At 50.3% G+C, this 23,796-nt stretch carries 21 protein-coding genes; 12 read left to right on the plus strand and 9 right to left on the minus strand.

Annotation, left to right across the window (positions count from 1 at the left end):
• Nucleotides 1–10: 10 nt before the first annotated feature.
• Both EL628_RS07705 and EL628_RS07710 read right to left on the minus strand, forming a co-directional pair.
• The gene (locus EL628_RS07705; RefSeq protein WP_126579375.1) at nucleotides 11–1,261 is read right to left on the minus strand and encodes an MFS transporter; all 1,251 of its coding nucleotides are present in this window, start codon (nucleotides 1,259–1,261) and stop codon (nucleotides 11–13) included.
• A gap of 118 nt (nucleotides 1,262–1,379) precedes the next feature.
• On the minus strand, nucleotides 1,380–2,021 hold the full coding sequence (locus EL628_RS07710) for an HAD family hydrolase (RefSeq protein WP_161975335.1): 642 nt from the start codon (nucleotides 2,019–2,021) through the stop codon (nucleotides 1,380–1,382).
• Nucleotides 2,022–2,246: 225 nt separating this feature from the next.
• Between EL628_RS07710 and EL628_RS07715 the strand changes: the two genes are divergently transcribed.
• Complete coding sequence (locus tag EL628_RS07715; RefSeq protein ID WP_126579377.1) at nucleotides 2,247–2,696, plus strand: VOC family protein; 450 nt, start codon at nucleotides 2,247–2,249, stop codon at nucleotides 2,694–2,696.
• 327 nt (nucleotides 2,697–3,023) lie between these two features.
• On the plus strand, nucleotides 3,024–3,695 hold the full coding sequence (locus EL628_RS07720) for a GtrA family protein (RefSeq protein ID WP_126579378.1): 672 nt from the start codon (nucleotides 3,024–3,026) through the stop codon (nucleotides 3,693–3,695).
• A 125-nt stretch (nucleotides 3,696–3,820) separates the two neighbouring features.
• Here EL628_RS07720 and glgP read toward each other — a convergent pair whose 3' ends face one another.
• A complete protein-coding gene (glgP, locus tag EL628_RS07725; protein ID WP_126579379.1) occupies nucleotides 3,821–6,376 on the minus strand; it encodes an alpha-glucan family phosphorylase in 2,556 nt (851 codons plus the stop codon).
• A gap of 376 nt (nucleotides 6,377–6,752) precedes the next feature.
• Between glgP and EL628_RS07730 the strand changes: the two genes are divergently transcribed.
• Complete coding sequence (locus tag EL628_RS07730) at nucleotides 6,753–7,271, plus strand: hypothetical protein (protein ID WP_126579380.1); 519 nt, start codon at nucleotides 6,753–6,755, stop codon at nucleotides 7,269–7,271.
• A gap of 45 nt (nucleotides 7,272–7,316) precedes the next feature.
• Here EL628_RS07730 and EL628_RS07735 read toward each other — a convergent pair whose 3' ends face one another.
• The gene (locus EL628_RS07735; RefSeq protein WP_126579381.1) at nucleotides 7,317–8,021 is read right to left on the minus strand and encodes a LuxR C-terminal-related transcriptional regulator; all 705 of its coding nucleotides are present in this window, start codon (nucleotides 8,019–8,021) and stop codon (nucleotides 7,317–7,319) included.
• Between the two features lie 533 nt (nucleotides 8,022–8,554).
• Nucleotides 8,555–9,139, minus strand: a complete 585-nt coding sequence (locus EL628_RS07740; protein ID WP_126579382.1) for a GTP-binding protein — start codon at nucleotides 9,137–9,139, stop codon at nucleotides 8,555–8,557.
• 577 nt (nucleotides 9,140–9,716) lie between these two features.
• On the opposite strand from EL628_RS07740, the gene gatB reads away from it, so the two are divergent.
• Nucleotides 9,717–11,204: an Asp-tRNA(Asn)/Glu-tRNA(Gln) amidotransferase subunit GatB gene (gene gatB / locus EL628_RS07745; protein WP_126579383.1), complete on the plus strand. Its 1,488-nt coding sequence runs from the start codon at nucleotides 9,717–9,719 to the stop codon at nucleotides 11,202–11,204.
• A gap of 110 nt (nucleotides 11,205–11,314) precedes the next feature.
• The gene (locus tag EL628_RS07750) at nucleotides 11,315–12,574 is read left to right on the plus strand and encodes a Glu/Leu/Phe/Val family dehydrogenase (RefSeq protein WP_126579384.1); all 1,260 of its coding nucleotides are present in this window, start codon (nucleotides 11,315–11,317) and stop codon (nucleotides 12,572–12,574) included.
• Between the two features lie 77 nt (nucleotides 12,575–12,651).
• On the opposite strand, the gene EL628_RS07755 is transcribed toward EL628_RS07750, so the two are convergent.
• The gene (locus EL628_RS07755; RefSeq protein ID WP_126579385.1) at nucleotides 12,652–13,179 is read right to left on the minus strand and encodes a hypothetical protein; all 528 of its coding nucleotides are present in this window, start codon (nucleotides 13,177–13,179) and stop codon (nucleotides 12,652–12,654) included.
• A 634-nt stretch (nucleotides 13,180–13,813) separates the two neighbouring features.
• On the opposite strand from EL628_RS07755, the gene dxs reads away from it, so the two are divergent.
• Entirely contained in the window at nucleotides 13,814–15,751 is a 1,938-nt protein-coding gene (dxs, locus tag EL628_RS07760; protein ID WP_126579386.1) for a 1-deoxy-D-xylulose-5-phosphate synthase, read from the plus strand.
• A gap of 104 nt (nucleotides 15,752–15,855) precedes the next feature.
• Here the strand turns inward: dxs and EL628_RS07765 are convergent, their stop codons facing one another.
• From EL628_RS07765 to EL628_RS07775, 3 genes are all read right to left on the minus strand, one after another.
• Nucleotides 15,856–16,545: an ABC transporter ATP-binding protein gene (locus EL628_RS07765; protein ID WP_245994023.1), complete on the minus strand. Its 690-nt coding sequence runs from the start codon at nucleotides 16,543–16,545 to the stop codon at nucleotides 15,856–15,858.
• Nucleotides 16,546–16,577: 32 nt separating this feature from the next.
• Nucleotides 16,578–17,303 (minus strand): Crp/Fnr family transcriptional regulator, encoded by a 726-nt coding sequence (locus EL628_RS07770; RefSeq protein WP_161975336.1) that lies wholly within the window; start codon nucleotides 17,301–17,303, stop codon nucleotides 16,578–16,580.
• 91 nt (nucleotides 17,304–17,394) lie between these two features.
• Nucleotides 17,395–18,141, minus strand: coding sequence for a response regulator (locus EL628_RS07775; protein ID WP_126579389.1), 747 nt, complete (start codon nucleotides 18,139–18,141; stop codon nucleotides 17,395–17,397).
• A gap of 631 nt (nucleotides 18,142–18,772) precedes the next feature.
• On the opposite strand from EL628_RS07775, the gene rpsB reads away from it, so the two are divergent.
• The 6 genes from rpsB (at nucleotide 18,773) to EL628_RS07805 (ending at nucleotide 23,760) form a co-directional block, all read left to right on the plus strand.
• Nucleotides 18,773–19,663 carry a 30S ribosomal protein S2 gene (rpsB, locus tag EL628_RS07780; RefSeq protein ID WP_126581901.1) on the plus strand — a complete coding sequence of 297 codons (891 nt, stop codon included), beginning with the start codon at nucleotides 18,773–18,775 and terminating at the stop codon, nucleotides 19,661–19,663.
• 217 nt (nucleotides 19,664–19,880) lie between these two features.
• Complete coding sequence (gene tsf, locus EL628_RS07785) at nucleotides 19,881–20,477, plus strand: elongation factor Ts (protein WP_126579390.1); 597 nt, start codon at nucleotides 19,881–19,883, stop codon at nucleotides 20,475–20,477.
• A 114-nt stretch (nucleotides 20,478–20,591) separates the two neighbouring features.
• Nucleotides 20,592–21,326 (plus strand): UMP kinase, encoded by a 735-nt coding sequence (gene pyrH, locus EL628_RS07790; RefSeq protein WP_126579391.1) that lies wholly within the window; start codon nucleotides 20,592–20,594, stop codon nucleotides 21,324–21,326.
• Nucleotides 21,327–21,389: 63 nt separating this feature from the next.
• Nucleotides 21,390–21,947, plus strand: a complete 558-nt coding sequence (frr, locus tag EL628_RS07795) for a ribosome recycling factor (RefSeq protein WP_126579392.1) — start codon at nucleotides 21,390–21,392, stop codon at nucleotides 21,945–21,947.
• Between the two features lie 2 nt (nucleotides 21,948–21,949).
• Nucleotides 21,950–22,738 carry a polyprenyl diphosphate synthase gene (gene uppS / locus EL628_RS07800; protein ID WP_126579393.1) on the plus strand — a complete coding sequence of 263 codons (789 nt, stop codon included), beginning with the start codon at nucleotides 21,950–21,952 and terminating at the stop codon, nucleotides 22,736–22,738.
• Nucleotides 22,739–22,875: 137 nt separating this feature from the next.
• The gene (locus EL628_RS07805) at nucleotides 22,876–23,760 is read left to right on the plus strand and encodes a phosphatidate cytidylyltransferase (RefSeq protein WP_126579394.1); all 885 of its coding nucleotides are present in this window, start codon (nucleotides 22,876–22,878) and stop codon (nucleotides 23,758–23,760) included.
• Nucleotides 23,761–23,796 lie beyond the last annotated feature (36 nt).

The following is a 23,796-nucleotide window of genomic DNA, read 5'->3' on the forward strand; positions in this document are numbered from 1 at the left end:
GTGTTGGATACTATGAGATAAGGGTGTGGGTAGCTTCCGGTTCTTGTATTGTATGCCCTACAACGTTTGATTGCAATGTTTGCTCACGTTGAGCAATGAAAACCGGTAATAACGTTACTAGTAATGTGGCGGCAGGAAAAATCATCGCCCATGTCACACCAACATTGGTAATTAATGTGCCAATCAGAATGGGAAAGACCAGCCCTGAGGCTCGTGCACTAAAGAGCATCGAGCTTGAAGCTGTACTCAGCGCATGCGTAAAGCGGCGCAATGCAGTCGCCATAATAATGGGGTAGATGGGGCCAAGAAAGATCCCCGTCAAAAGAGTCGTTATAAAGCCCAGCCAGAGCGAGCGCATCGAGAAGGCGAGCCCCAGACCACTGGCTCCAGCTCCAAGCAGCATCAGCACCAGTAGTTTTTGTTCAGTTACCCACATCTTTCTCATCAACTGGGTACTTAGTAAACGTCCAAGTGTAAGTCCTAACCAGAGAAGAGAGGCCGCAGGGGCTGCGACCGCCATCTGAACGTGTGCGCTCTGACTCAACACTGTGACGATCCAGTTGCCAAAGCCTCCCTCTGCGCCAGCATACAGGAAGACCTGGACAACCAGCAGCCAGAAGGCAAGCTGCCCAAATAGGTGGGGCTTTCTGGTGTTTTTTACAGCCTGTACCTCAGCTGTTGATTGCGAGGATCGGATCGGAACAGGTTGGACGGCTACTAGCAGGGCGGCTCCAAGCGTTAAAACAGAGGCCAGAGCATAAGCCCAACTTACATCGTGAAGGAGCGCAAAGCTGAGCGTAATCAGCAGTGGTCCGAGTAGTGCTCCAACGCCAAACGAGCTATGCAGGAGATTTAATTCGCGCCCCAGCGTTCGTGGAAAGAGGCGCGACATCAAAACGTTCAGGGATAGATCGGAAAACGCAAATGTAATACCGAAGAAAAATTCAGCAAATAGTAAGATCCAATAGGAACGTGTCCAGAAGATACCCTGTAGGATAAAAGCTCCCATGGTAAGCGCGAACATCAGAAGATATTTGGGTGGAATTTTTCTGCTCAATTGTCCAGCGAGAAAGACACCGCAGGCCATACCGATTGAACTGCTTGTGATCACAAAAGAGATCATTTCCAGTGTTGCATGTGTATGATCAGCGAGTAAGAGCAGGGTTGTTCCAGGCAGGAGTGCCATAATGCCAGTAATACCATAAGCGATACAGAGGACGGCCAGAATAATCTTGTTCTGTATCGAGTGCGTATGTTGCATGGTCGAGAGATCCTTTATAAATATACTTTTTAGAGCTTTAGCAATGATCTTAGCGAAAATGAAGCGAAAACTACGTTTTTTTATGATTTCAGACTATTTTCAGAGTATAAAGAAAGCGTTAGTTCTCCCAGGTCTTTTGAATCCAGGCAATGAACTCATCCACACTATGAAATGTTTGAACCGGTGTGGGTAGGAGATGAATAGTCGAGGTCGCTGCCCAGTCAGCGGCCAATGGAAGGACTCCTGCGCTTGCAGCCTGTTGCATATCCGTATCAGTATCACCAAGATAAGCGGACTCTGAGGGCTCTATCTGCCAGGTAGTAAGGATACGGCGGATTGCTTCGGCTTTCACAATAGCAGTCTCACTTCCGGCTTCAACGAGCGAAAAATACTGTGTGAGACCAAGATATTGCAGGGTATAGGTAGCTGTATAGGAACCTTTTCCCGTCACCAGAGCCATTTTGACCCCTCGCTCTTGCAAGAGTGAGAGAGCCTGTAGGATGCCGGGAAACGTTTCTGCACAGTCGGCATGTTGTTCCATATAGCGCTGATGATAATAGTCGAGAGCACTCTCCCACTGAGCAGGCAGAAGACGCTGAAAGATCCCCCCCTCAGTCAGCCCAAAGTGTGCAGTAATCTCCTGCTCGCTATAAGGGCGTCCAGCATACCGTTCGAGTGTCTGTTGATAGACCTTAATACAGAGAGGAAGAGTATTGGCTAACGTTCCATCAAGATCAAAAATAATACTTTTAAGGCTCATTGGTGCTCCAATAGGTGGGTTAAAGACAGAGAAAGAACTCAACATTTTCCCTATCATACCATATGCAGAGAAGGATGAATGGAAGCGAATGAGGTCAAAATTGCTTGCAATTAGAACAAAAATTCGATATAATGAACGGGTGAGAAAAAGAATGAGTCTGTAGCGAAGTTGTGTTGTTGAAAGATCATCGAAGGTTGAAATACCCTCTAGCTAGTAGGTGCGCTTATGAAACTCATTTCCCAACATTCCATCATCTCCATCCTTGTTTCAGACCAGGAGCGAGCCTTGCGTTTTTATCTTGAGCAGCTAGGCTTAGAGATTCGCACTGATCAGTCATTTGCACCTGGATTGCGGTTAGTGACCGTCGCCCCTCCCGGGCAGAGCAGACCGGAGATCGCCTTAGGTTGTTCGGATCAGACATTCTATCCGGTTGAGCACAAAAGCAAAGTACAGGAGCAGCATGCACAGATGCTGAGTTCAATCTTCATCACCACTCATTGTTGGCAGGATTATAAGCAGCTCCTTGAGCGTGGCATCACGTTTCTCCAGTCTCCAAGGCAACAACGGTATGGAGTCGAGGCCATCTTCTGTGATCCAGACGGCAATACCTTTACATTATTAGAGGTGGCCCCAGGCGTCCAGTTTGCTCCACTGTATTTTGGATCGGCGGCCTGACCCTGTCTCTCCAGCCTGTTTCCACTGAGCATCTTCCTTTTCTGGTGAACGTCTCTCCCTGATGAGGTTATTACGCAGAATATGCCAGTCATCTTGTTGTCAGGCAGTACTTTTTTGCTGCAATTAGCATTAAGGGCGGCAAAGCAGATACAATAGAGTCAATGAGAAGCACAGAAATGCAAGAAGTACTGCAATACTGTTCAGATAGGTAGTACTCTTCTCCTCTATCAGCAATGTTTGTTACATTGCGAGATCATAGATCGTCTGGCATGTATAGGTGGCTGGTATAGAATAAATAAAACAACATTATGGAGAATCGAAAACATTATGGAGCAATCAACTGTACCAAGCGAATCTCACGGTATCCTTGAGCCAGCTATTTCAGTCGAAGAACTCATGGGGCCTGCGAGTCGTATTCCAAGTTATAGCCCAACTCCCTGGGCAATTGTGAATAGCATTCTGGATATTGTCGACAAAGTAAGTGGTGGACGTGCGGGATGGGTACAGCGGTTCTTCTCCTTCGCCTTCTTTGGTGGGATGGCCGCCGTCGTTAATCTGATTGTATTTTATATTGGCTATTATGTTGTATTGCCATCAGATGGATCCACGGTCCACTACGTTGTTGCCTATCTCTTTGCTTACGAGCTTTCGGTGCTGGCAAACTTCATTCCCAACGACTATTTCACCTTTAAGCAGCTTCGTTCGAGTGGAGATCGCCCCTGGATCGTTCGTAATGCGCGTTTCCATGCTGGCTCAATTACCGGTGGTGTTTTGACATTTGTCTTGTCATACGCTTTCAAATCTTTCTTGGGTGTGCCAGCCATTATTGCACAGGCGATAGCCTTGATCCTGGTGTTGTTCTATAACTTTGCTTTCCATCACCTGTTCACCTATCGTCATAAGAAGGCTGTCTCGGTTGAAGAAGCTCTGATCGAAACGGTTAAAGAGGCCGTCACCGGCGAGATGCCCGTAGTCGATTCTGTGCATACAGCCTTATAGCCCTATGCCCTATCGGAAACATATGATGTTTCCAAACCTTGCGTGAAGCAAGACCAACGAAAATCCTCCCTGACTAGAACAGGGAGGATTTTCGTTCATTAGGATAGGTTTTTCAGCATGGGGTGTTACGCCCAGCGAATGAGACCGAGCTCATACTTCTCAGTGAGATGGGGATGAGAGGGGATAACGCGCACATTGTAGGCGATGCTTCCGCTCTCATTTGGTTTGAGCTGAATATCATAGCGGTAGGAGCCATCCTGCTCGCGCTTGCTAAAGGTCATTGGAAGGGCATATTGGGCGTGGGCCAGTTCATCAGTTGTTTCGCCATAAACCAGTTCGACACTGATATCATCGGTCGTAATTCCCTGGAGCCGCACCCACGCATGAACGTCGATGGTCTCGCCCAGACTCAACTGGCCATTGCGCTGACCGTCAACATAGAGCTCCAGCGATCTCCAATTGCTGCGGATGCGCTCTTTCCAGGTCGCCAATTTGCGTTCACGCTCATAACGATTCTGCTCGACCAGCAGGCTTTGTCGAATCTCAGGCACATAGTAGCGTGTCGTATACTCTTTAACCATGCGGCGCATACTAAATTGAGGTGCACATGTGCGGATAGCCTCTTTCATCGTCGCCAGCCATTGATGAGGAATTCCGTTTGCATCGCGCTGGAAGAAACTGGGGATGATCTCAGTCTCCAGCAAGTGGTAGAGAGAGAGGCTATCGGCCTCGGCCTGAGCTTCCTGATCATGATATTCGCGCTCTTCGCCAATGGCCCAGCCATTTTTGCCATTATAGCCTTCGTCCCACCAGCCATCCAGGATGCTACAGTTGGGAAGCCCATTCAGAGCCGCCTTCTGACCGCTGGTACCGCTTGCCTCATAGGGTCGAATAGGATTATTGAGCCAGACATCGGTGCCAGAGACGAGGTAACGGGCCATATCGATATCGTAATTCTCCAGCAAGACAATCTTCCCGCGAAACTCTTCAGAACGTGAGAGCGTATAGATGTATTTGATCAGAGACTTGCCAGGCTCATCGGCTGGATGGGCCTTGCCTGCAAACACAAACTGAACAGGCTTCTCAGGATTGTTTAAAATCTTGCGTAAGCGATTAAGATCTCGGAAGAGCAGCGTGGCGCGCTTGTACGTAGCGAAGCGGCGGGCAAAGCCAAAGATGAGCGCATCTGGGTTCAACATCTGGTCAAATTCGGCGATCTGAAGACTGCCTTCACCGACGCGGAGATGCTGCTGCTTGAGCTTTTTACGCGCATAGTCAACAAAGATTTTCTTGCGCAGATTATGCGTTTTCCAGAGCTCTGCATCGGGGATCTGGGCAATGCGCTCATTCCAGAACTCGGGATCATCGACATAGCGGCCCCAATCGGGATCAAGATAGCGGCCAAAGAGCTCATTGATTTCGGGAGCGATCCAGGAGAATGTGTGAACGCCATTGGTAATCGAGCCAATGGGGACCTCATCGGAATCCAGCCCACTCCAGAGATGCTGCCACATCTTGCGCGAGACCTCGCCATGCAGGGCACTGACCCCATTGTGTTGTCCTGTTAATTTGAGTGCCAGATTGGTCATGCCATACATGGGGCCCCAGCTCTGCATCTCTTCAGCTAATTCAATAAACTGATCTCTATTTAATCCTAATTGGCCCCAATAGCTAGCGAAGTATTTATCAATTAATTCATAGCTAAACGTATCGTTGCCAGCTGGAACCGGTGTATGTGTCGTAAAGAGCGAATTGGAGATCACCACCTCGCGGGCCTCGTTGAAGGTCAATCCTTTGACAACCAGTTCACGGCAGCGCTCCAGGCTCAAGAAGGCTGCATGGCCCTCATTGAGATGCCAGGCATCGGGAGAGATTCCCAGAGCGCGTAACGCCCGGACTCCACCAATGCCGAGCACAATCTCCTGTGAGATGCGCATCTCATGATCTCCGCCATACAGACGAGCTGAGAGCTCACGATCAGAGGGAGCATTGGGGGGAATATCCGTATCCATCAGATAGAGCGGCACACGGCCCACCAGCAGTTTCCAGATCTTGGCATAGATGCGGCGACCTGGCAGATCAACACTGATGACCACCTCATTGCCATCGGGGCCAATAGCGGGCACAGCGGGAACCTCTGAAAAGTGGAGCTTATCGTAGGATGCTTCCTGAACCCCATCGCGATTGATCCGCTGATGAAAATAGCCCTGGGGATACAGGAAACCGACCCCCACAAAAGGGAGCCCCAGATCACTTGCCTCTTTGCAATGATCACCTGAGAGAATACCCAGGCCGCCAGAGTAGATTGGTAGGGACTCGTGAAGGCCAAATTCCGCCGAAAAATAAGCAATCGTCTTCCCCGTAAGCTCTGGATAAGTACGAGAGAACCAGGTTTCATCGGGTTGAGGGTGAATATAGAAATCAAAATTTTTGATGACGCTATCATACTGTTCAAGATACTCAGGCTGTGTGGCAGCCTCTTCCAGGAGCTGCGGACGAACCTCGCTTAAGAAGCGGACTGGATTATGCCCGACGCGTTCCCAGAGTTGAGGGTCTAACGTACTATAGAGCGCGCGAGCTTCCGGGTGCCAGCTCCACCAGAGATTGTAAGCAAGCTCATAGAGACGGTTAATGCGTGCAGGCATAATCGGAAAGACCGTTATGCGACCATAAACTTTCACAGAAAACAGGTCCTTTCTGTTATTGTAGATACAAGGATAATCGATTTATCATTTCTTGCAACAATGAAACGCATTGCTCCATCCTGGAACCTTGCCGCTGTCGTAGCATCTTCTGAAAAGAAAGGTTTCATGCAGGGTGGTGAAACCCCTTCATGAACGTCTACTCTCAGTATATCATTGCTAAACTAGCAGTGTATATGGAGCCGCGCCTGCTTTGTCTTCAATGGAAGTAAAGAGATGGGACCGGGAGAGTTAAAATTGCCTTTCTCTCCTTATTCCTCTATACTGTCTTCATTACGTACGTACGGATGTATTGTCTACAGATGTGCAGAAGAGAGAACCGATAAGACATCTTGTTTAGAGGAGGAGCTGCCCGATGGAGCAGAAGCCAGGGCCTGGACGTATACAGATGATAGGAGCAATCCTGGGGGGGGTCTTATTAGGGCTGATCATTCTCTGGCTGGGTTGGAGCCTTTTCTTATCGCCAACCGCTTCAACAGGGTCGGCCTGGAAGTTCTTCCGCGTGGGAACCTCAGCCTCACCAGTCGTTCAGCAAGCTCCATTGCTGGCCGCTGGTATTACATTGGGTCGTGCCGAGCAGAAGCCAGTATTGAGTCAAGCACAAGCGCTTCTCCTGGCGGGCCAGCAAGAGCCTGATGCAGCCAGTCAAGCGCAAAATACCCAGGCGCAATATGTGCTTGTGAACTACCCGGCGAAAGATGGTAATCATGCAGATATCAAAGACCAGCCATCCTGGTTAATTATTTATCAAAAGATTCCATTGCAGCCGACCGATGCTGAAGTTGATCCGACGCCTTTTCCGCAATCGACCCATGACCTGTATCTCTTTCTTGATGCCAGCACCGGCCATGAAATACTCTCTGTCTGGATTTAAAGCGGTTCTGGGCCCTCCACCAGATGCTGGGGGCCCATAGCCGCTTTAGCGTTGCTCGCGCTCTTCTTCGTGCATTTTGATCCAGCCGTGGCGGAGAGCATGAACCACAGCTGCCGTACGATCATTCACAGAAAGCTTTTTCAAGATAGATGTAATATGATTTTTGACCGTTTGATCACTAATTTTGAGCGATTTAGCAATCTCCTTATTGCTATTTCCGCGTGCAATATAGTCGAGAATCTCCACTTCTCGACTGGAAAGCGGAGAATAAGGATCCTTTGTTTCGCCCTCTTCCTCTTCGACAGTCATCTCGCGGAACGACTTAAGGACCCGACTTGCCAATTGTGGTTTAGAAAGCACATCATCGCGAATGAGATATTCACCATGGCTTACACGGCGCACAGCATCCATCAGTTCGTCCGCTGTAATATTGCGTGAGCAATAAGCGGCTGCCCCAACTTTAATTGATTGAAATAAGCGTTCTTCGTCCTCTGAGGGTGTGAGAATAATAATCGCCATCCGTGGAGCAATATGGCGGGCCTGACGGGCGATCTCCAATGGATCAGAGGAAGTGAGTCCTGCGTCGATGAGGGCTACATCGGGGTTGCCTGTTCGGGCGATCTCCAGAACGTCAGCAGCATCAGTCGACTCACCAACAATTGTGCAGTCTCCCATTCGTTCCAGGGTAGCGCGGACACCTTCGCGGAATAGGGGCTGTTCATCAATAATGATGACACGTATCGTTTCCATGTTAACCCTTCATAGAAGAGCAGACAGCCAGAAGACACCTGGGCGCACTGCCTACCCTCATGTTTGTATAAACTGACCACCGAGCCCCTTAGGGTGGTGTATCAGGGAACCTGTAGACCTTATGTTGTTGCATTATTATACACAGAAAATCTCCAGTGAACAATCGTTAGCAAGAGGAAATTCCTGAATTACCTCCATAAACTCTGCCAAAGACAGGCATGAACGAGAGAAAGATCATGCTTCTTCTCCTGAAATGAACCGTCTGGCCCTGCTTAAAACCCTATATCAGGTGTTTATACAACCTCTCTTTTAAGAATCAGGATAGATGGTTGCAAGAGGGTAATTGGACTGAGAATGGTACCTGACCTGGTATTGATGCTTGCCTTGTAGCACGAGATGATAAGAGGAGGCACTGAGCATAGAACACAATAGAACACAAAAGAATACATCATGAACGTGGTGATCGAGTGATTGGGTAGCCCGTTCGTGATGTATTCTCGTTAACGTAGACAGAGAGCTTCGTTCACCATACGTTAAAAGCGCTCTAATTTGCGTAGAGTTGAATTGATGCCAACTTTCAGGCTATCGATAACCCCACGTCCAGTCACGGCAACAGCCTCAAAACTAGGAACGTGATAGGGGTTGAGATATTTTTCAAGGACTGACACTGGAAGAGTGTCCTGTAGATCGCGTTTGTTCCATTGCATAACGAGAGGGAACTGACTGGCATCTTTATTCATACGGCGTAACTGATCCTGGAGCTCGTTCCAGCACTCGATATTCTCTTGTAATTTGCTGGCCTGTGAGTCTGCTACAAAGATCACGCAGTCGGCACCCTTAAGAACCGAGATGCGGGTCTGCTGATAGAGAATCTGACCAGGGACGGTATAGAGTTGGAAACGAATATGGAAGCCATGGACCGTTCCCAGTTCGAGGGGGAGGAGATCGAAATACAAGGTACGTTCAGTCTCTGTATCGATCGAGACCATATCTCCCACATCTTGTGGATTCACCGCCTGGTGAATATAGTGAAGGTTTGTTGTTTTGCCACACAGACCGATGCCATAATAGACGATTTTACAGTTGATCTCTCGTTTTGCCATATTAATTAGAGACATGTGTATTGATCTCCTGCCCGCTTGTGCACGCCGCTACCAGGTGTGCACGTCATTTTTCTGAAGAAATCCTCACATTCCGTGTGAGGAGGAAGGAAGTTGACGAACGAATGCTACTTCTGTCTGGGACAGTATACCTTATTCCATGAAGCGCTGCAACAACAGGACTCGCCGTTTGCTTCTTACATCTACTCAGCAAAAAATATACCCTATATCTCTTATTTTTGCGAATAAGCATGCTCAGAGCTTCTCGCAGCTTGAGGCATGTAGGTGAGGAATTATCCTGAACGTAGCTGTTTTTTCAGGCAGAGCCCATTCTTGCGATAAAGAAGAAGAGATACTTTTGTCCCCTTTCATCATAGCCCATCTATACTATGCCTGTTTATGCTATTGAGCCAATCGAACTGTTGTGAGCATTTGCATTGGCATTCTTTAATAGAATAAACTGAATCGAGAGAGGAAATTGGGGGATGAGCTCCCCATTGACGAATGAGCCAGAAAGGGCTAGACTTACCCTCAAACGAGGATGCTCTACTCTGCATACCAGGTACAAAAAGAATTGAAGTGAGAAAAAGAAAAGATGACTACAACCACTTCCACTCCGATTGATACGGATTTTGAGATCGTCATCGGTCTTGAGGTGCATTCACAACTTCTAACCAAAAGTAAGATGTTTTGTTCGTGTAGCACAAACTATGCGAATGATGCACCCAACACGCACGTTTGTCCAGTGTGCATGGGCATGCCTGGTGTTTTGCCGGTGATCAACCGTGAAGCTGTGCATTATACAATTATGACAGCTCTGGCCCTTCATTGCTCTATCCCTGAATACTCTAAATTCGATCGTAAGAGCTACCACTATCCGGATCTGATGAAAGGGTATCAGATCTCTCAGTACGATATTCCTTTGAGCAGTGATGGCTATGTCACTATTGAGCTTCATGGACAAGAGCGCCGGATCGGAGTCACGCGCGTCCACTTAGAAGAAGATACTGCACGTTCCCGCCACCATGAGGGCTATAGCCTGATCGATGTCAATCGCGCTGGCACTCCATTGATGGAGATTGTGAGCGAGCCGGATATGCGTTCACCGGAAGAAGCCCGGCTCTATATGCAGAAGCTTCGTGAGATCCTGATCTATCTGGGGGTCTCCTCTGGCCGTATGGAGGAAGGAAGCCTGCGTTGTGATGCCAATGTCTCGGTGCGACCGCGTGGTGAGACCAGGCTGGGAACGAAGACCGAGATTAAAAATATGAACAGTTTCCGCTCCGTTGAACGTGCGCTTGAGTTTGAGGCGAAACGGCAGATTGCGCTGATTCGTGATGGAGGGAGAGTCCGTCAGGAGACGCGTGGTTGGGTTGAGAATAAAGGGATCACCGTCCTACAGCGTGTGAAAGAGCATGCCGACGATTACCGCTATTTCCCCGAGCCTGATCTGCCACCACTTATTATTAGCCGCAGTTCAGTAGAGGAGATTCGGTCGAACCTTCCCGAGCTTCCAGATGAGCGTCGTGCCCGCTATCAGTCAGAGTTTGGTCTATCTGAACAAGATGCCAATGTCATGACTGAGGACAAAGCGCTTGGTGACTACTATGAGCAGATCATGACCCTCTCAGAGGCAAAAGATCGCCTTGCTCGCGCCAAATCGGCCAGCAATTGGCTCCTCAGTGAAGTCGTACGGTTGCTTAAGGCCAGCTCGCTCTCAATTCAGGAGTCGCCCATTACACCGGCTGCCGTGGCCAACCTGCTGGATCTCCTGGACAAAGAACGGGTTACTGGCAAGCAGGCAAAAGATATTCTGGACGAAGCTTTTGCTACAGGCGAGCTACCAGAAGAGATCGTAGTCCGCAAGGGGATTAAACCGCCAATCAGCGATCAGGGTGCTCTGGAACAGATTATCAGCGAGGTGCTCGAGAAGAATCCTAAAGCGACCAGTGATTATCGTAGTGGGAAGACCAATGCATTGCAGGCGTTGGTGGGCCAGGTGATGAAGCAGACGCGTGGACAGGCGAAGGCAGATATTGTCCAGACCCTGTTACGCAAGAAACTTGATGAGCTGCAAAGCTAGGAAAGGTATCCTGGCTTGTTACACAATGAACGTGTAGTGAGCTCCGGTGACAATGCGTGCTGGCGACTGGTGTCGGCCCATGTGGAGGAGTTTGGATAGAGGTACCAATCATGTCGCGAGAGGTTACATCGTTCAATCCGTATCAGATGGCAGTCCAACAATTTGAGCTGGCGGCAAAGCGTCTGGCGCTTTCGGAAGATCTGCGTGAGATTCTCCGCAAACCCAAGCGAGAATTAACAGTAAATTTTCCCGTTCGTCTGGACGATGGGCGCATCAAGACCTTTACCGGGTATCGTGTCCAGCACAACGTTAATCGGGGTCCAGCCAAAGGAGGCATCCGCTTTAGTGAGGATGTCTCCCTGGAAGAGGTTAAAGCGTTAGCGATGTGGATGACCTGGAAGTGTGCCGTCGTTGGCATCCCTTATGGTGGAGCAAAAGGCGGTGTAATCTGTGATCCAAAACGCATGTCCTCAGCGGAGCTCGAGCGGTTGACGCGCCGGTATACCACAGAGATCTCCATTATTATTGGCCCACATAGCGACATCCCCGCCCCTGACATCAACACCAATTCGCAGGTGATGGCCTGGATGATGGACACTTACTCCATGCATGCAGGCTATTCAATTCCTGCTGTCGTAACGGGAAAGCCTCTCTCCATTGGAGGGAGTGAATGTCGGAACGAGGCCACCGCCACAGGCGTGCTATTTGCCACCAGGCGAGCGGTACAGCGGATGGGGACGACATTACAGGGGAAGCGTGTAAGTATCCAGGGATTTGGGAATGCTGGAAGCATTGCGGCCAGGCTTTTTGCTGCTGATGGCTGCAAGATCGTTGGGGTTAGCGATACACAGGGTGGCATCTATAGTGAGATTGGACTTGACCCGGCAACCGTTATGCGGTATAAGCAAGCGCATGGGAGTGTCGTTGGTTTTCCGGGGGCGCAGAGCATCGGTGTCAAGGATATCCTGGAGGTTCCGTGTGAGATCCTCATTCCAGCGGCGACCGAGGGAATGATTACGGTTGAGAATGCCGAGCGTATTCAGGCGCGCATTATTGCCGAAGCTGCCAATGGGCCAACCACTCCTGAAGCGGACCGTATCCTCTTTGAGCGAGGCTGTCAGGTTATCCCGGACATTCTAGCGAATGCTGGAGGAGTGACAGTGAGCTACTTTGAATGGGTACAGGATCTTCAGAGCTTTTTTTGGGGGCCAGAGGAGATCCTTCAACGTCTGGAAGTCATCATCAACCGTTCATTTGATGCGGTGGTAGAACTGGCAGAACAGCATCATTGTGACCTTCGGCTGGCCGCGAATATGCTTGCGATCTCGCGGGTCGCTGAGGCAACGCAGATTCGTGGGATCTATCCCTAGGTCTGAGACAGTTTAGCGCATCAGCAGGCGGCCACAATCTTCTTTGTGGTCGCCTGCTGATGCGCTTGAAGGTTTAATTAATAGCCGCGGCGAGGTTCGCGTTTGGCGGGCTTTTTGGCAGGTAATTTTGTTGGACGCGGAGCTTTGGCTTTTTTGCGGCCACGGCCCCATTCTGCATCCTCATCCTCATCCTCGTCCTCATCCTCAAATGGTTCTTCGTCATCATCAAAGCCAAGATCCATGTCAGGGATATCGGCCTCTTCAACTGGAAGGTCCTGAAAGTCTTCATCTTCGCTTTCCGAAGCAAAATCAGCCACTTCGGGCTCAATAAAGTCTTTGGGCGAGGAGATGGGTTCGGCCACAGGATGAACGATATTGCTGGCCTGACGATCACTGACACGGCTCTCGCCAAAGGACCCTTCAGAAGAGCGTCCAGGGCGGCGAGGGCTTGCAGTAGCGGGCTCTACAGGCTCGGTCTCAGCGATCTCTCCCTCTTCATTAGGTTTAGGGCCGCCAATGACGCGGCGTCCAGCTGCTATATCGAGCCAGAACTGAGAATAATAATGTGGTCGTTCTGAATCTTTTTCGCTATCTTTTCTTGACATAAGATGTGTCTGCAGCCGTTCGCTTGAGAGGGCTGCTCCTACCTTCCTTTGTGTTTCAAAACATGGACGATCACGTTGGCGAATAAGTGAATGGATGCCCCTGGCATCTTTTTGTGGGCCCCTCCCATATCGGTTTTCTCCTGAGAACGTCAGAAACTTGAGTTGATATGCGCTGGTACACAGAAAAAGAGAAAAAGATAGGGTGCCTGACCCGCAGTCTCATACATCACCTTGACCATGCGTCAGGGGAGAACTTCTATTCTCCTAGAAAGTTCTGCATTCTCCTATCGCACAGGCATGAGCGTAAACTGCTAGTGGTACCATGTGTTGATCATGATAAGAAGAAAGTGTCGGACTGTCAAGGGACCATGAACAATGGATAAAGGGGCTTGTAGAGAGGGTTTAGCTATTGTCAAGACCCTAAGTGCATGAATTTCTAGAGCTGTAGTGTTTGCCAGGGCGGAAGAACAACTCTATAATAAGGAAGAAGATAGTCAGGAATACACCCTTTCTTGCCCTTCTCTGCATCTTCATTCTAGCAGGCTTAGACACGTCGCATCTGTCGTGTAGGAATACATACTTTGTTTTTATAATCTATTGGGGATGTTGGTGCCTAGTAATTTGGAGGAAACCATTGACGAGGATTCTTGATAGTGTGGATAGCCCAGAGCAATTACGAGCTCTGACCGTTCCGCAAATGGAGCAATTAGCCAGGGAAATTCGGCGCGAGATCATCGAGAAAGTTTCGGTGCGAGGAGGGCATCTGGCACCGAATCTGGGTGTAGTAGAGTTAACAATGGCGTTGCATCATGTCTTTCAAACGCCGGAAGACCAGCTTGTCTGGGATATTGGTCACCAGGCATATGTGCATAAATTGTTGACCGGGCGTCGTGAGCGTTTCCACACTATTCGTCAATTTGGTGGCCTGTCTGGATACTTGCGTCGTGAAGAGAGCCCCTATGATGTGTTTGGTGCGAGCCATGCAAGCACGTCAATCTCAGCTGCACTGGGCATTGCAGCTGCTCGTGATCTCCAGGGAAAAGATTATAAAGTTGTCGCTATTATTGGCGATGCCTCGTTGACAGGTGGTATGGCCCTTGAGGCAATGAATAGCGCGGGGAGTCTGAAGAAGAATCTTATTATCGTCTTAAATGATAATGATAAGTCTATCTCTGAGAATGTGGGGGCGATGTCTCAGCATTTAGGGCAGGTGCGGAGGATGCAGACCTCTCCGAGCTATCAGCGCCTGCGTGAGATGGCCAAGGATTCGATTGAGCGTCTTCCGGTTGTTGGTGATAAAGCGCGTGAAGCGGCTGGCCGTGCAGAAACAAGTTTCAAGCAGTTCATGATGCATAGCAAAAGTGGGGCTGTCTTCGAGGAGCTTGGTTTTAAGTTTTTTGGTCCATTTGATGGACATAACATTCCTCTCTTACTTGATGTATTTGAGAATGTGAAGAAAATTGAAGGGCCAGTGATCGTGCAAGTGGTGACGAAGAAAGGCAAGGGGTGGGACGTTGCCGAGGGGGATTCGACCAAATGGCATGGGCCTGGAGCGTATGATTACACCACAGGTGTTATCAAGAAAAATGCGAATGATCCTTTGACGTATACAGAGGTATTTGCCAATACTCTCGTCTCCATTGCAGAGCAGAATCCAGCCGTAGTTGGTATCACTGCTGCCATGTCTGAAGGCACTGGCCTGAAGAAGTTGCAGAAGCGCTTTCCTGAGCGCTATTTTGACGTTGGCATTGCTGAGCAGCATGCGGTGACATTTGCGGGGGGACTTGCTGTAGGGGGGATGCTTCCGGTCGTGGCAATCTATTCGACCTTTATGCAGCGTGCCTTTGATCAGATCATTCACGATATCTGTGTGCAGAATCTGCATGTCGTCTTTGCCATGGATCGCGCTGGAATCGTTGGTGAAGATGGACAGACGCAGCATGGAGTCTTTGATATCGCCTTTATGCGGATGATCCCTCATATGAAGATTATGGCTCCCAAAGATGAAGAGGAGCTGCGACATATGCTCTACACGGCTGTGGAGCTAGATGGTCCCGTAGGGCTGCGCTATCCACGCGGCAAGGGTCTGGGTGTCGAGCTTACAACAGGGCTTCATAAGCTCGAAGTTGGAAAGGCAGAGCTATTGAGCCCGGCAACCATCGAGGCTGCGGAGAAATGCGACGTTGCGCTATTCGCATATGGTTCAACCGTCTCGCAAGCAGAACTGGCGGCGAAAGAGCTGGCTGAGGAAGGTATTCATGTGGCTGTCGTTAATGCTCGTTGGGCCAAGCCTCTGGATCAGGAGCTGATTCTGCGCCTGGGACAGAGCACGAAGCATCTGATAACGATAGAGGATCATGTTGTCTCTGGTGGCTTTGGAAGCGCCGTCCTTGAGCTGCTTGAGAGCAAGGGCCTGACTGATATTGCTATTCGTTTGATTGGCCTGCCAGATACATTTGTTGAGCATGGGGCACCAACCATTTTGAAGGAGCTCTATGGCCTTTCCTCGGCCCATATTAAAGAGGTCGTGCGGGAGCAGCTCACAACGACAAAGAAGCAAGGTGTTGTGTAGGCTAACTATCGGCTGTGCGTATTGTGGTTGCTATCAACAAGAAGAGAGTGCAGCCAGTCATGCACCATCAGGCACGCGGCCCCCTCTCAACGCGTACCTGATGGTCATGTGGGGGTATTCGGTTCATCGGAGATAATGCGGCCATCGCGCATACGTATGATACGGTGAGACATGCGTCCAACTTCGAGGGCATGGGTGACAATAACAAACGTCTGACCCTGCTCACGATTGAGTTGTTGGAGAAGCTGCATAATCTCCAGCGCAGTCTCGCTATCAAGATTCCCTGTTGGTTCATCTCCCCAGACAATGGCGGGATTATTTGTGAGCGCACGGGCAATCGTGACCCGCTGACGCTGTCCACCGGAGAGCTCGGCAGGGCGGTGACTGGCGCGGGCTGCGAGTCCAACGAGATCCAGCATCTCTAGAGCTCGTTTGCGCGCCTGACGACTGGGAACTTTCGCCAGCAGGAGAGGGAGCTCAACATTTTCCACAGCGGTAAGTACAGGTAAAAGATTAAAGTCCTGAAAGATAAAGCCCATATGGCGAGCGCGATACTCCGTTCGCTCTCGATCGCTCAGGTCGCGGAGATTCCATCCACGTAAAAAGACATCGCCCTCATCAATGGTATCCAGCCCCGAGAGACAATTTAAGAGCGTCGTTTTGCCACAACCACTGGGACCCATAATAGCGACAATCTCTGCTTCTGCGATCTCCAGATTGATACATTGAAGAGCCTCAACCCGTAATTGGCCGCTGCGATACATCTTTTTTACATTGTGAGCTGTAATCATCATGCCTGATTGTTCCATAGTTTACTTGTTCTGCACTATTTTGTCTGGCCAGCCAGTTGCTGTAAGAGCTCTGGTGCACAGATCGTAATATGTTTGCGGCCAAGAGCGATGGCACCAGCCTCTTTTAGCTCTCGCAGGGCAGTTGAGACTGTTTCTCGATAGACGCCCAGCCGATCAGCCAGCTCTTCATGGCTCAGGCCGTGAATAGCGGACGCGGATTGTTGGTGAGCGAGCTCGAGCAACAGAATAGAGAGGCGGGCGGTAGTACTTTTAAACGTCGTATTGATCAGTTGAGATTCGCGTTGTGCCAGGCGTTGGCTGATAATCTGGAGCAGCGCCTGAGAGATCGTTGAATTGCGTTGCAATAAAGCAGCCATATCGGCACGTGTCAGCGTATAGAGAACCGTCTCAGCAATAGTCTCGGCAAAACACTGCTGAGTTTGAGCAGTCGTAAAAGCGAGCTCCCCAAGACATGCACCAGTGGTCAGCGTCGCTAGAATCAACTTCCGGCCATCAGTAGAGAGAGCATAAAGTTGTATCGAGCCCGAAGAGAGAAGAAAAAATGTCAGACCAGGATCGCCTGGACGGAGCAAGATGCGTCCAGGCGGGTAGCTAACAGTCGTTGTAAGTGAAGCCAGATGTGAGAGCTCGGTTGGATTAAGCTGCTGAAACAGTTCATGGTGAGCCAGAAAGGTTGTTTTTTCGTCCAGCGTATTGGGTAGAGGAGCCATTTTGTGGCTCTGAAAATGTTTTTCTTGCACGCTTCTTTTCCTGTATGGTTGGTTCATTTGCCAACACCTGATATTGTATCATATTGAAATCCGCTCCAGGCTCTCTCAACCAGGCTGAGTATTAACTTTCGACGCTAGTCAGGTAGATGGCCTCAGTGCGATTGCGTGCATGAAGTTTTTCAAAGATGTTTTGTACATGTTTGTGGACAGTTGATTCCGCAATACAGAGCTCCCCGGCGATCTCGCGATTTTTGCGTCCTTTGCGCATAAGATCGAGGATCTGGCGTTCGCGATCGGTCAGCGGACGAGGGGTCGCAGTCGAAGGTGCCGTCTGCGGATCTAGAGAAGGCTCAGATGGCTCATGGGTGCTGGTAGGGCGGCGTGGTGTACGATAGGAGACAGCAGCCGTTGATCCAAGCAGATTTGCGTATGTCGCAGGTGACTTCCACAATGACCGTAAGTGAGTAAGGACCTGAGAAGCAAATGCTCCAGGAATACAGAGATCATTGCGCGCAGCGCAGCGTAGGGCATGGACGAGCGCTTCCGGCTCAATATCCTTCGTAATATAGCCCATTGCCCCCTTTTGGATGGCCTGAAACAGATGTTGTTCTTGATGATTGGCCGTAAAAATGACCACACGTGAATTGGGAGAGCACGCGAGGACGCGTTCAGTCGCCTCAAACCCATTGCAATCAGGCATATCGACATCCATAAGGATCACATCTGGTTGTGTCTCGGCGGCCTGTAGCTCGGCCTCCTGTCCATTGGAAGCCTCCGCCACCACAGAGAGATCGCTCTCCTTCTCCACCACCTCGCGCACAGCCCGCCGCATCAATGAATGATCATCCACCACTAAAATGTTTACCATATGTATTTCAAACCCTTTCTACTTCATCAACCCCTGAAAATGGTATGGAATGATATATCTTATTTAGCTATAAATGGGTACACTTTATACTATACTCCTGTATTCAAGAAGCGGACGGCAATCCTCTGTTTTTACAAGCAAAACCGAGCAGTGCAGACGTTTTCGGTGAACGAAGAAATGAGCATGAGAGAGAGATTGGGACCAGGAATAAGCAGAGGGAAGAGGATGGGCGGAGAAGAGAGGGAGTCATAAGCAAGGAGGTAGGCCCAAAAAAAGCGTATCTGCGGCCCCTTTCCACCCTCTTATACGTATGTGCATATCTGCTTAAGCCTACCTGAGCTCTGCGGTTCTGTGGAGAACTGATAGGTCAGGTTGATAGGTCTTTTTTCTTGCGTCCTGAGTAGCTCTGTGCTATACTTCACTGTCGAAGCGGGGGGAATAGCCCCGCCTTTGTGTGATGAACACCATGATACAATTTAAGTACACACGCTCTCTAATTCAGCGCCAACCCTGAGGGTCCAGTCAATTCTGTGAAAAGTTTGTGAAAACGGTTACACCTTGGGTGACCCTGACGCCATATGTGAGAGCGGAGGATCAAGGGAGGTCCGTTCTTTTGGCTAATATCATTTCCATGAAACAGCTCTTAGAAGCTGGCGTCCATTTTGGACATCAGACGCGTCGTTGGAATCCGAAGATGCAGCAGTTCATCTTCATGGATCGTAACGGCATTCATATCATTGATCTACAGCAGACCGTTACCCGCCTGAATGAAGCCTACAAGTTTGTGCAGCAGGTTGCGGCTGATGGAGGGACACTGCTCTTCGTTGGTACCAAGAAGCAGGCTCAGGAGGCTGTAGCTGAAGAGGCCAAGCGTTGTGGCATGTTCTATGTCAACCATCGCTGGCTTGGTGGTATGCTGACCAACTTCAAAACGATTCAGTCTCGTATCAGCTACCTGCGCGATCTTGAAGCTCGCCGTGACCGTGGGGACTTCGAGCGTCTCCCTAAGAAAGAAGTCCAGCGCTTGCAGGACGATATCGTTCGTCTGGAGCGCATTCTGGGTGGCATCAAAGACATGCGCCGTCTACCCAGCGCCATCTTCATCATCGACACACGTAAAGAGCGCACCGCTGTAATGGAGGCTCGTCGCCTGGAGATTCCTATCATCGCCCTGGCTGACACCAACTGCGATCCTGATGAGATGGATTATCCTATTCCTGCTAACGATGACGCCATTCGTGCCGTTCGCCTGCTGTGTGCCAAGATTGCCGATGCTGCCGTTGAGGGGCGTCGCGAGCTTGAGGCTCAGCAGAAAGACAGCGATGGAACTGGGATCGAGGCCATCGAGTTCGAGCCCGCAGCCCCAGCCGCCGAGCCAGTGGCCAGTGAGGCTCCAACTGAGCCTGCAGCCCCGGTTGCCGAAGCAGCCCCAGCCGTTGAAGCAGCTCCAGCTGCCGAGGCTCCAGCTAGCGAGACACCAGAAGCTGCTGAGCCAGAACTGGTCAGCAAAGAGGCTCTCTAAGTAAAAAAACAAGCGACATGGTGGGAGATATGGGGCAGTTTGCCTCCTGCCTCCCGCCTTTTGCTGTATCCACCTTCTCATTGCACGCGCTTCTCAGGCGCAAGCGTTTATCTATACATATTTGTCAAGCACTCAGGGACCAGAAAGAATGGACAGAGGGAATTGTTCTGTTCTGGGCGTCTGAGTATCATACAAAAAGATTGAGGAGAACCCAAGAATGAACTACACTGCCGCGGACGTCAAAAAGTTGCGCGATGAGACTGGCGCAACCTTTGCGGATTGTAAGAAGGCTCTGACCGAATCTGCTAGCTGGGATAGTGCTGTGAAGTTTCTCGAAGAGAGAAGCGACAAGAAGGCCGAAAAAATGATCACAGCTGGCCGTGAGACCAAAGAAGGCGGCGTCTTCTCGTATGTCCATCACAACCATCGCGTTGGTGTGCTAATCGAGCTCAACTGTAGCACCGACTTCGTTGCCCGCAGCGAGAGCTTCCGCAATCTGTCGAGCGAACTGGCTTTGCAGATCGTGGGTGCTTCTCCCAAATATGTGAACTACGAAGATGTGCCCGCTGACGTTATTGATGCGGCCAAGCAAGCAATTGCTGAAGATCCTTCGATGGAGCGCGTTCCTGAGGCTCGCAAAGAAGAGGTCGTAGCTAATAAACTGAAAAAGACGCTGGGCGAGCAGGTGTTGCTCTTGCAGCCATGGGTCAAAGACGAGTCAGTTCTGGTTGGTGACCTTGTGCGTAAAGTCATCTCTGAGACGGGTGAGAACATCGTCGTGCGCCGTTTTAGCCGCTTTGCCCTGGGTGAGTAGCTTTCGAGCTACTTCCCCTCTGGGAAATGGCCTGAAGCCAGCATGTGGATGTTAGAGAAAGTAAGTGCGTAGGGGGATTTCATCTGGTTGCGCACAAGGGAGAAGAGAAAAAAGATGTCAGTCGAACTCAAGTACCGGCGTATCCTGCTGAAGCTCAGTGGGGAGGCTCTAGGACCCCAGGGTTATGGTATTGATGCCGAAACCGTTCGGCGCATAGCCGGTGAGGTCAGGCGGATTCATGAGCTGGGAGTCGAGGTTGCTATGGTGATTGGTGGAGGGAACATGTGGCGTGGAGCAGATGCTGCCGCCACTGGTATCGATCGTGGTACCGCCGACTATGTTGGAATGTTGGCCACCGTCATGAACTCATTAGTGATGCAAGACGCCATGGAGAAACAGGGAATCTCAACGCGGGTACAGACTGCCATTGAAATGCCTCCTGTGGCAGAGCCGTTTATTCGCCGCCGCGCTGTCCGTCATCTGGAAAAAGGGCGTGTGGTGATTCTGGCGGCAGGCAGTGGAAATCCGTTTTTCACTACCGACACTGCAGCAGCCTTGCGCTCTGTCGAGTTGAACACCCAGGTCTTACTGAAAGCAACAAAGGTCGATGGCATCTATGATGACGATCCCATGCGGAACCCACATGCTCAAAAATTTGATGAACTGAGTTATATGCAGGCATTAAATATGGGCCTTAAGGTCATGGATAGTACCGCACTTTCGCTCTGCAAGGATAATAATATGCCGATCATTGTCTTCAACCTGCGCCAACCGGGCGCATTAGAAGCCATTATGCGGGGCGAGCAGTGTGGTACACTCGTAAGAGCTGACGTGAAGGAGCCGGCGTAGCCTGGTATTCTCACGTCCCGTTTTCAAGGTACACGTCGTACTGGTAGAAAAAGGAAGAATGCTATGACTACAGAACTATTTGAGGATGCGGAACGACGCATGAAAAAGGCAATTGAAGCCTTGAAACAGGATCTTAATGCTATACGGGCAGGCCGCGCCAGTTCTGCTCTGATCGACCGTATCTCTGTTGAATATTATGGGACTCCTACTCCAATTAATCAGGTTGCCTCAATCTCTGTTCCAGATGCTCGGATGCTTGTTATCCAGCCCTGGGACCGCAAATTGTTAGTCGACATTGAGAAAGCGATCCAGAAATCCGACCTGGGGATTAACCCGACCAACGACGGGCAGGTCATTCGCCTGAGCATCCCGCCAATGAGCGAGGAGCGCCGACGCGATCTGGTCAAGTCGTTGCACAAAAAGTTGGATGAGCATAAGGTCGCCGTTCGCAATGTGCGCCGTGACGTGCAAGATAAATTACGCGACCGTGAAAAGAAGAAAGAAGTTTCCGAGGACGAGCTGAAGCGTAGCACAGAGCGGCTACAGAAGCTCACCGATCGCTATATTGATGATATGGACAAGGTCGGAAAAGCTAAGGAACAGGAGATCATGGAGGTCTAGCTTTGACCAAGATGCAGAATCTCTTTTCGCTTAAAGGGAAAGAGAAAGATTCTCAGACGCGTCTCGAACAATCAGTGCAGCAGCAACCCGAACAGGCTGTGCGCCATATTGCCATCATTATGGATGGCAATGGGCGCTGGGCCACTAAGAGGCATCTTCCCCGATTGGCCGGACATAAGGCAGGGGTGAGTGCTCTCCGCCGTGTGGTAGAATGTGCCGCTGACGAACATATTGAGATGCTTAGTGTTTATGCCTTTTCAACCGAGAACTGGGGGCGGCCACGAAGCGAAGTTGATGGCTTGATGCGCCTCTTCTGGGAGACCATTCGCTCGGATTTGGAGAAGCTGCACCGCGACGGGGTGCGTCTGCGCCATCTTGGCCGACTCTACGATCTGCCTCCAGATCTGCAAAAGGCCGTACAGGACTCGGTGGATCTCACCAAAGATAACACTCGTATTGGTTTAAATGTATGCTTTAATTATGGTGGGCGGGCCGAATTAGTTGATGCTGTGCGGCAGATTATTGCTGACGGACGCGATCCTAATACGATTACTGAAGAGCTCATTAGCTCCTATTTGTATACTCGCGATCTGCCCGATCCCGATCTGGTTATTCGCACCGCTGGCGAGATGCGGGTGAGCAATTTCTTGCTCTGGCAGTCGGCTTATAGCGAATATTATGCGACGTCAACCCTCTGGCCCGATTTTGGGCATGAAGATCTCCTGGCCGCATTAGAGAGTTTTCAGCAGAGGCAGAGGCGCTTTGGGCGCGTCTCGGTTCCCACAACCTGACAGCATAGAGAGACAGGCTGACTGCTGCTCTCGGTAGCAGGCGGCCTGTTTGATCCCGCTGCAGAATCACCCTGCCTCGGGCTGTTTGTGAAGAGGAAGTGAATCGTTTGCAAGGCGCAAGTGAACAGAAAATAGAAATGAGTTCTTCTGAATCCTCAAAGATAAAAAAGCAAGGCTCATCAGTGGGTCAGCGCTGGTTAACAGCGCTGGTGCTGATCCCTGTTGTTCTTTTATTTGTCTGGTTTGGTGGATGGGCCGCCTTTGCAGCGACCCTGCTGGTCGTTATCCTGGGGACATTGGAGTGGCATTCGATGCTCGTCAATGCAGGCTATCGGCCTCTCATCTGGATTAGTTTTGGGCTGAGTGTCCTCTTCTTGCTCGCTGCTATGCTTCCCCAGCAGCGTTCCCTGCTCATTGAGATTGGCCTGAGCGCAACCCTTTTGATCTCTTTTCCCTGGTTGTTTGTGCGTCGTAAATTAGATGGGGCGATGGTTGATTGGGCTTTAACGCTCTCTTCTTCTATCTACCTGGGCTGGCCAATGAGCTTTTTCCTGCTCTTGCGTGGCTATGAACCAGGTGTGCTACATATCGGTAGCGGTGCCTGGGTGACGTTGCCATCTGGGGCCTGGTGGCTCCTGTTGACCTTATTGGGGGTCTGGGGCTTTGATGGAGCTGCTTTCTTCGCTGGCCGCTATCTTGGTCGGCACAAGCTGGCTCCTCGGATCAGCCCTGCTAAATCCTGGGAAGGTGTGTTTGGCGGCTTCATTGTCCCGATTATCGCTGCATTCCTGTTTACAGTGCTTCCTCTGGGCGTTCCCTGGTATCTGGCTATCTTGCTTGGTCTATTCATTGGGGTAGCTGCTGTCATTGGAGATCTCTCGGAGTCCTTGATTAAGCGCCAGACGCATGTAAAGGATAGTGGACAGATCATGCCGGGGCATGGAGGCATGCTGGATCGGATTGATAGCCTGCTGTTTGCTGTCATTGTTGTCTATCTGTTTGCGCAACTGATTGGCCGTTAGGAGACGAGACAGTGCTCTCATCTTTGAGAGGAAGGG

Source organism: Tengunoibacter tsumagoiensis (assembly GCF_003967535.1).
GTDB classification, from domain to species: Bacteria; Chloroflexota; Ktedonobacteria; order Ktedonobacterales; family Ktedonobacteraceae; genus Tengunoibacter; species Tengunoibacter tsumagoiensis.

Bases quoted from the DNA above. Each gene is read 5' to 3' on its own strand.
- EL628_RS07765 (WP_245994023.1), bottom strand. From the start codon at position 16,545: ATGATGATTACAGCTCACAATGTAAAAAAGATGTATCGCAGCGGCCAA.
- pyrH (WP_126579391.1), top strand. From the start codon at position 20,592: ATGTCAGTCGAACTCAAGTACCGGCGTATCCTGCTGAAGCTCAGTGGG.
- EL628_RS07775 (WP_126579389.1), bottom strand. From the start codon at position 18,141: ATGGTAAACATTTTAGTGGTGGATGATCATTCATTGATGCGGCGGGCT.
- EL628_RS07805 (WP_126579394.1), top strand. From the start codon at position 22,876: ATGAGTTCTTCTGAATCCTCAAAGATAAAAAAGCAAGGCTCATCAGTG.
- EL628_RS07750 (WP_126579384.1), top strand. From the start codon at position 11,315: ATGTCGCGAGAGGTTACATCGTTCAATCCGTATCAGATGGCAGTCCAA.
- EL628_RS07735 (WP_126579381.1), bottom strand. From the start codon at position 8,021: ATGGAAACGATACGTGTCATCATTATTGATGAACAGCCCCTATTCCGC.
- frr (WP_126579392.1), top strand. From the start codon at position 21,390: ATGACTACAGAACTATTTGAGGATGCGGAACGACGCATGAAAAAGGCA.
- EL628_RS07740 (WP_126579382.1), bottom strand. From the start codon at position 9,139: ATGTCTCTAATTAATATGGCAAAACGAGAGATCAACTGTAAAATCGTC.
- EL628_RS07755 (WP_126579385.1), bottom strand. From the start codon at position 13,179: ATGTCAAGAAAAGATAGCGAAAAAGATTCAGAACGACCACATTATTAT.
- EL628_RS07730 (WP_126579380.1), top strand. From the start codon at position 6,753: ATGGAGCAGAAGCCAGGGCCTGGACGTATACAGATGATAGGAGCAATC.
- gatB (WP_126579383.1), top strand. From the start codon at position 9,717: ATGACTACAACCACTTCCACTCCGATTGATACGGATTTTGAGATCGTC.
- EL628_RS07705 (WP_126579375.1), bottom strand. From the start codon at position 1,261: ATGCAACATACGCACTCGATACAGAACAAGATTATTCTGGCCGTCCTC.
- EL628_RS07715 (WP_126579377.1), top strand. From the start codon at position 2,247: ATGAAACTCATTTCCCAACATTCCATCATCTCCATCCTTGTTTCAGAC.
- EL628_RS07710 (WP_161975335.1), bottom strand. From the start codon at position 2,021: ATGAGCCTTAAAAGTATTATTTTTGATCTTGATGGAACGTTAGCCAAT.
- tsf (WP_126579390.1), top strand. From the start codon at position 19,881: ATGAACTACACTGCCGCGGACGTCAAAAAGTTGCGCGATGAGACTGGC.
- rpsB (WP_126581901.1), top strand. From the start codon at position 18,773: ATGAAACAGCTCTTAGAAGCTGGCGTCCATTTTGGACATCAGACGCGT.
- EL628_RS07720 (WP_126579378.1), top strand. From the start codon at position 3,024: ATGGAGCAATCAACTGTACCAAGCGAATCTCACGGTATCCTTGAGCCA.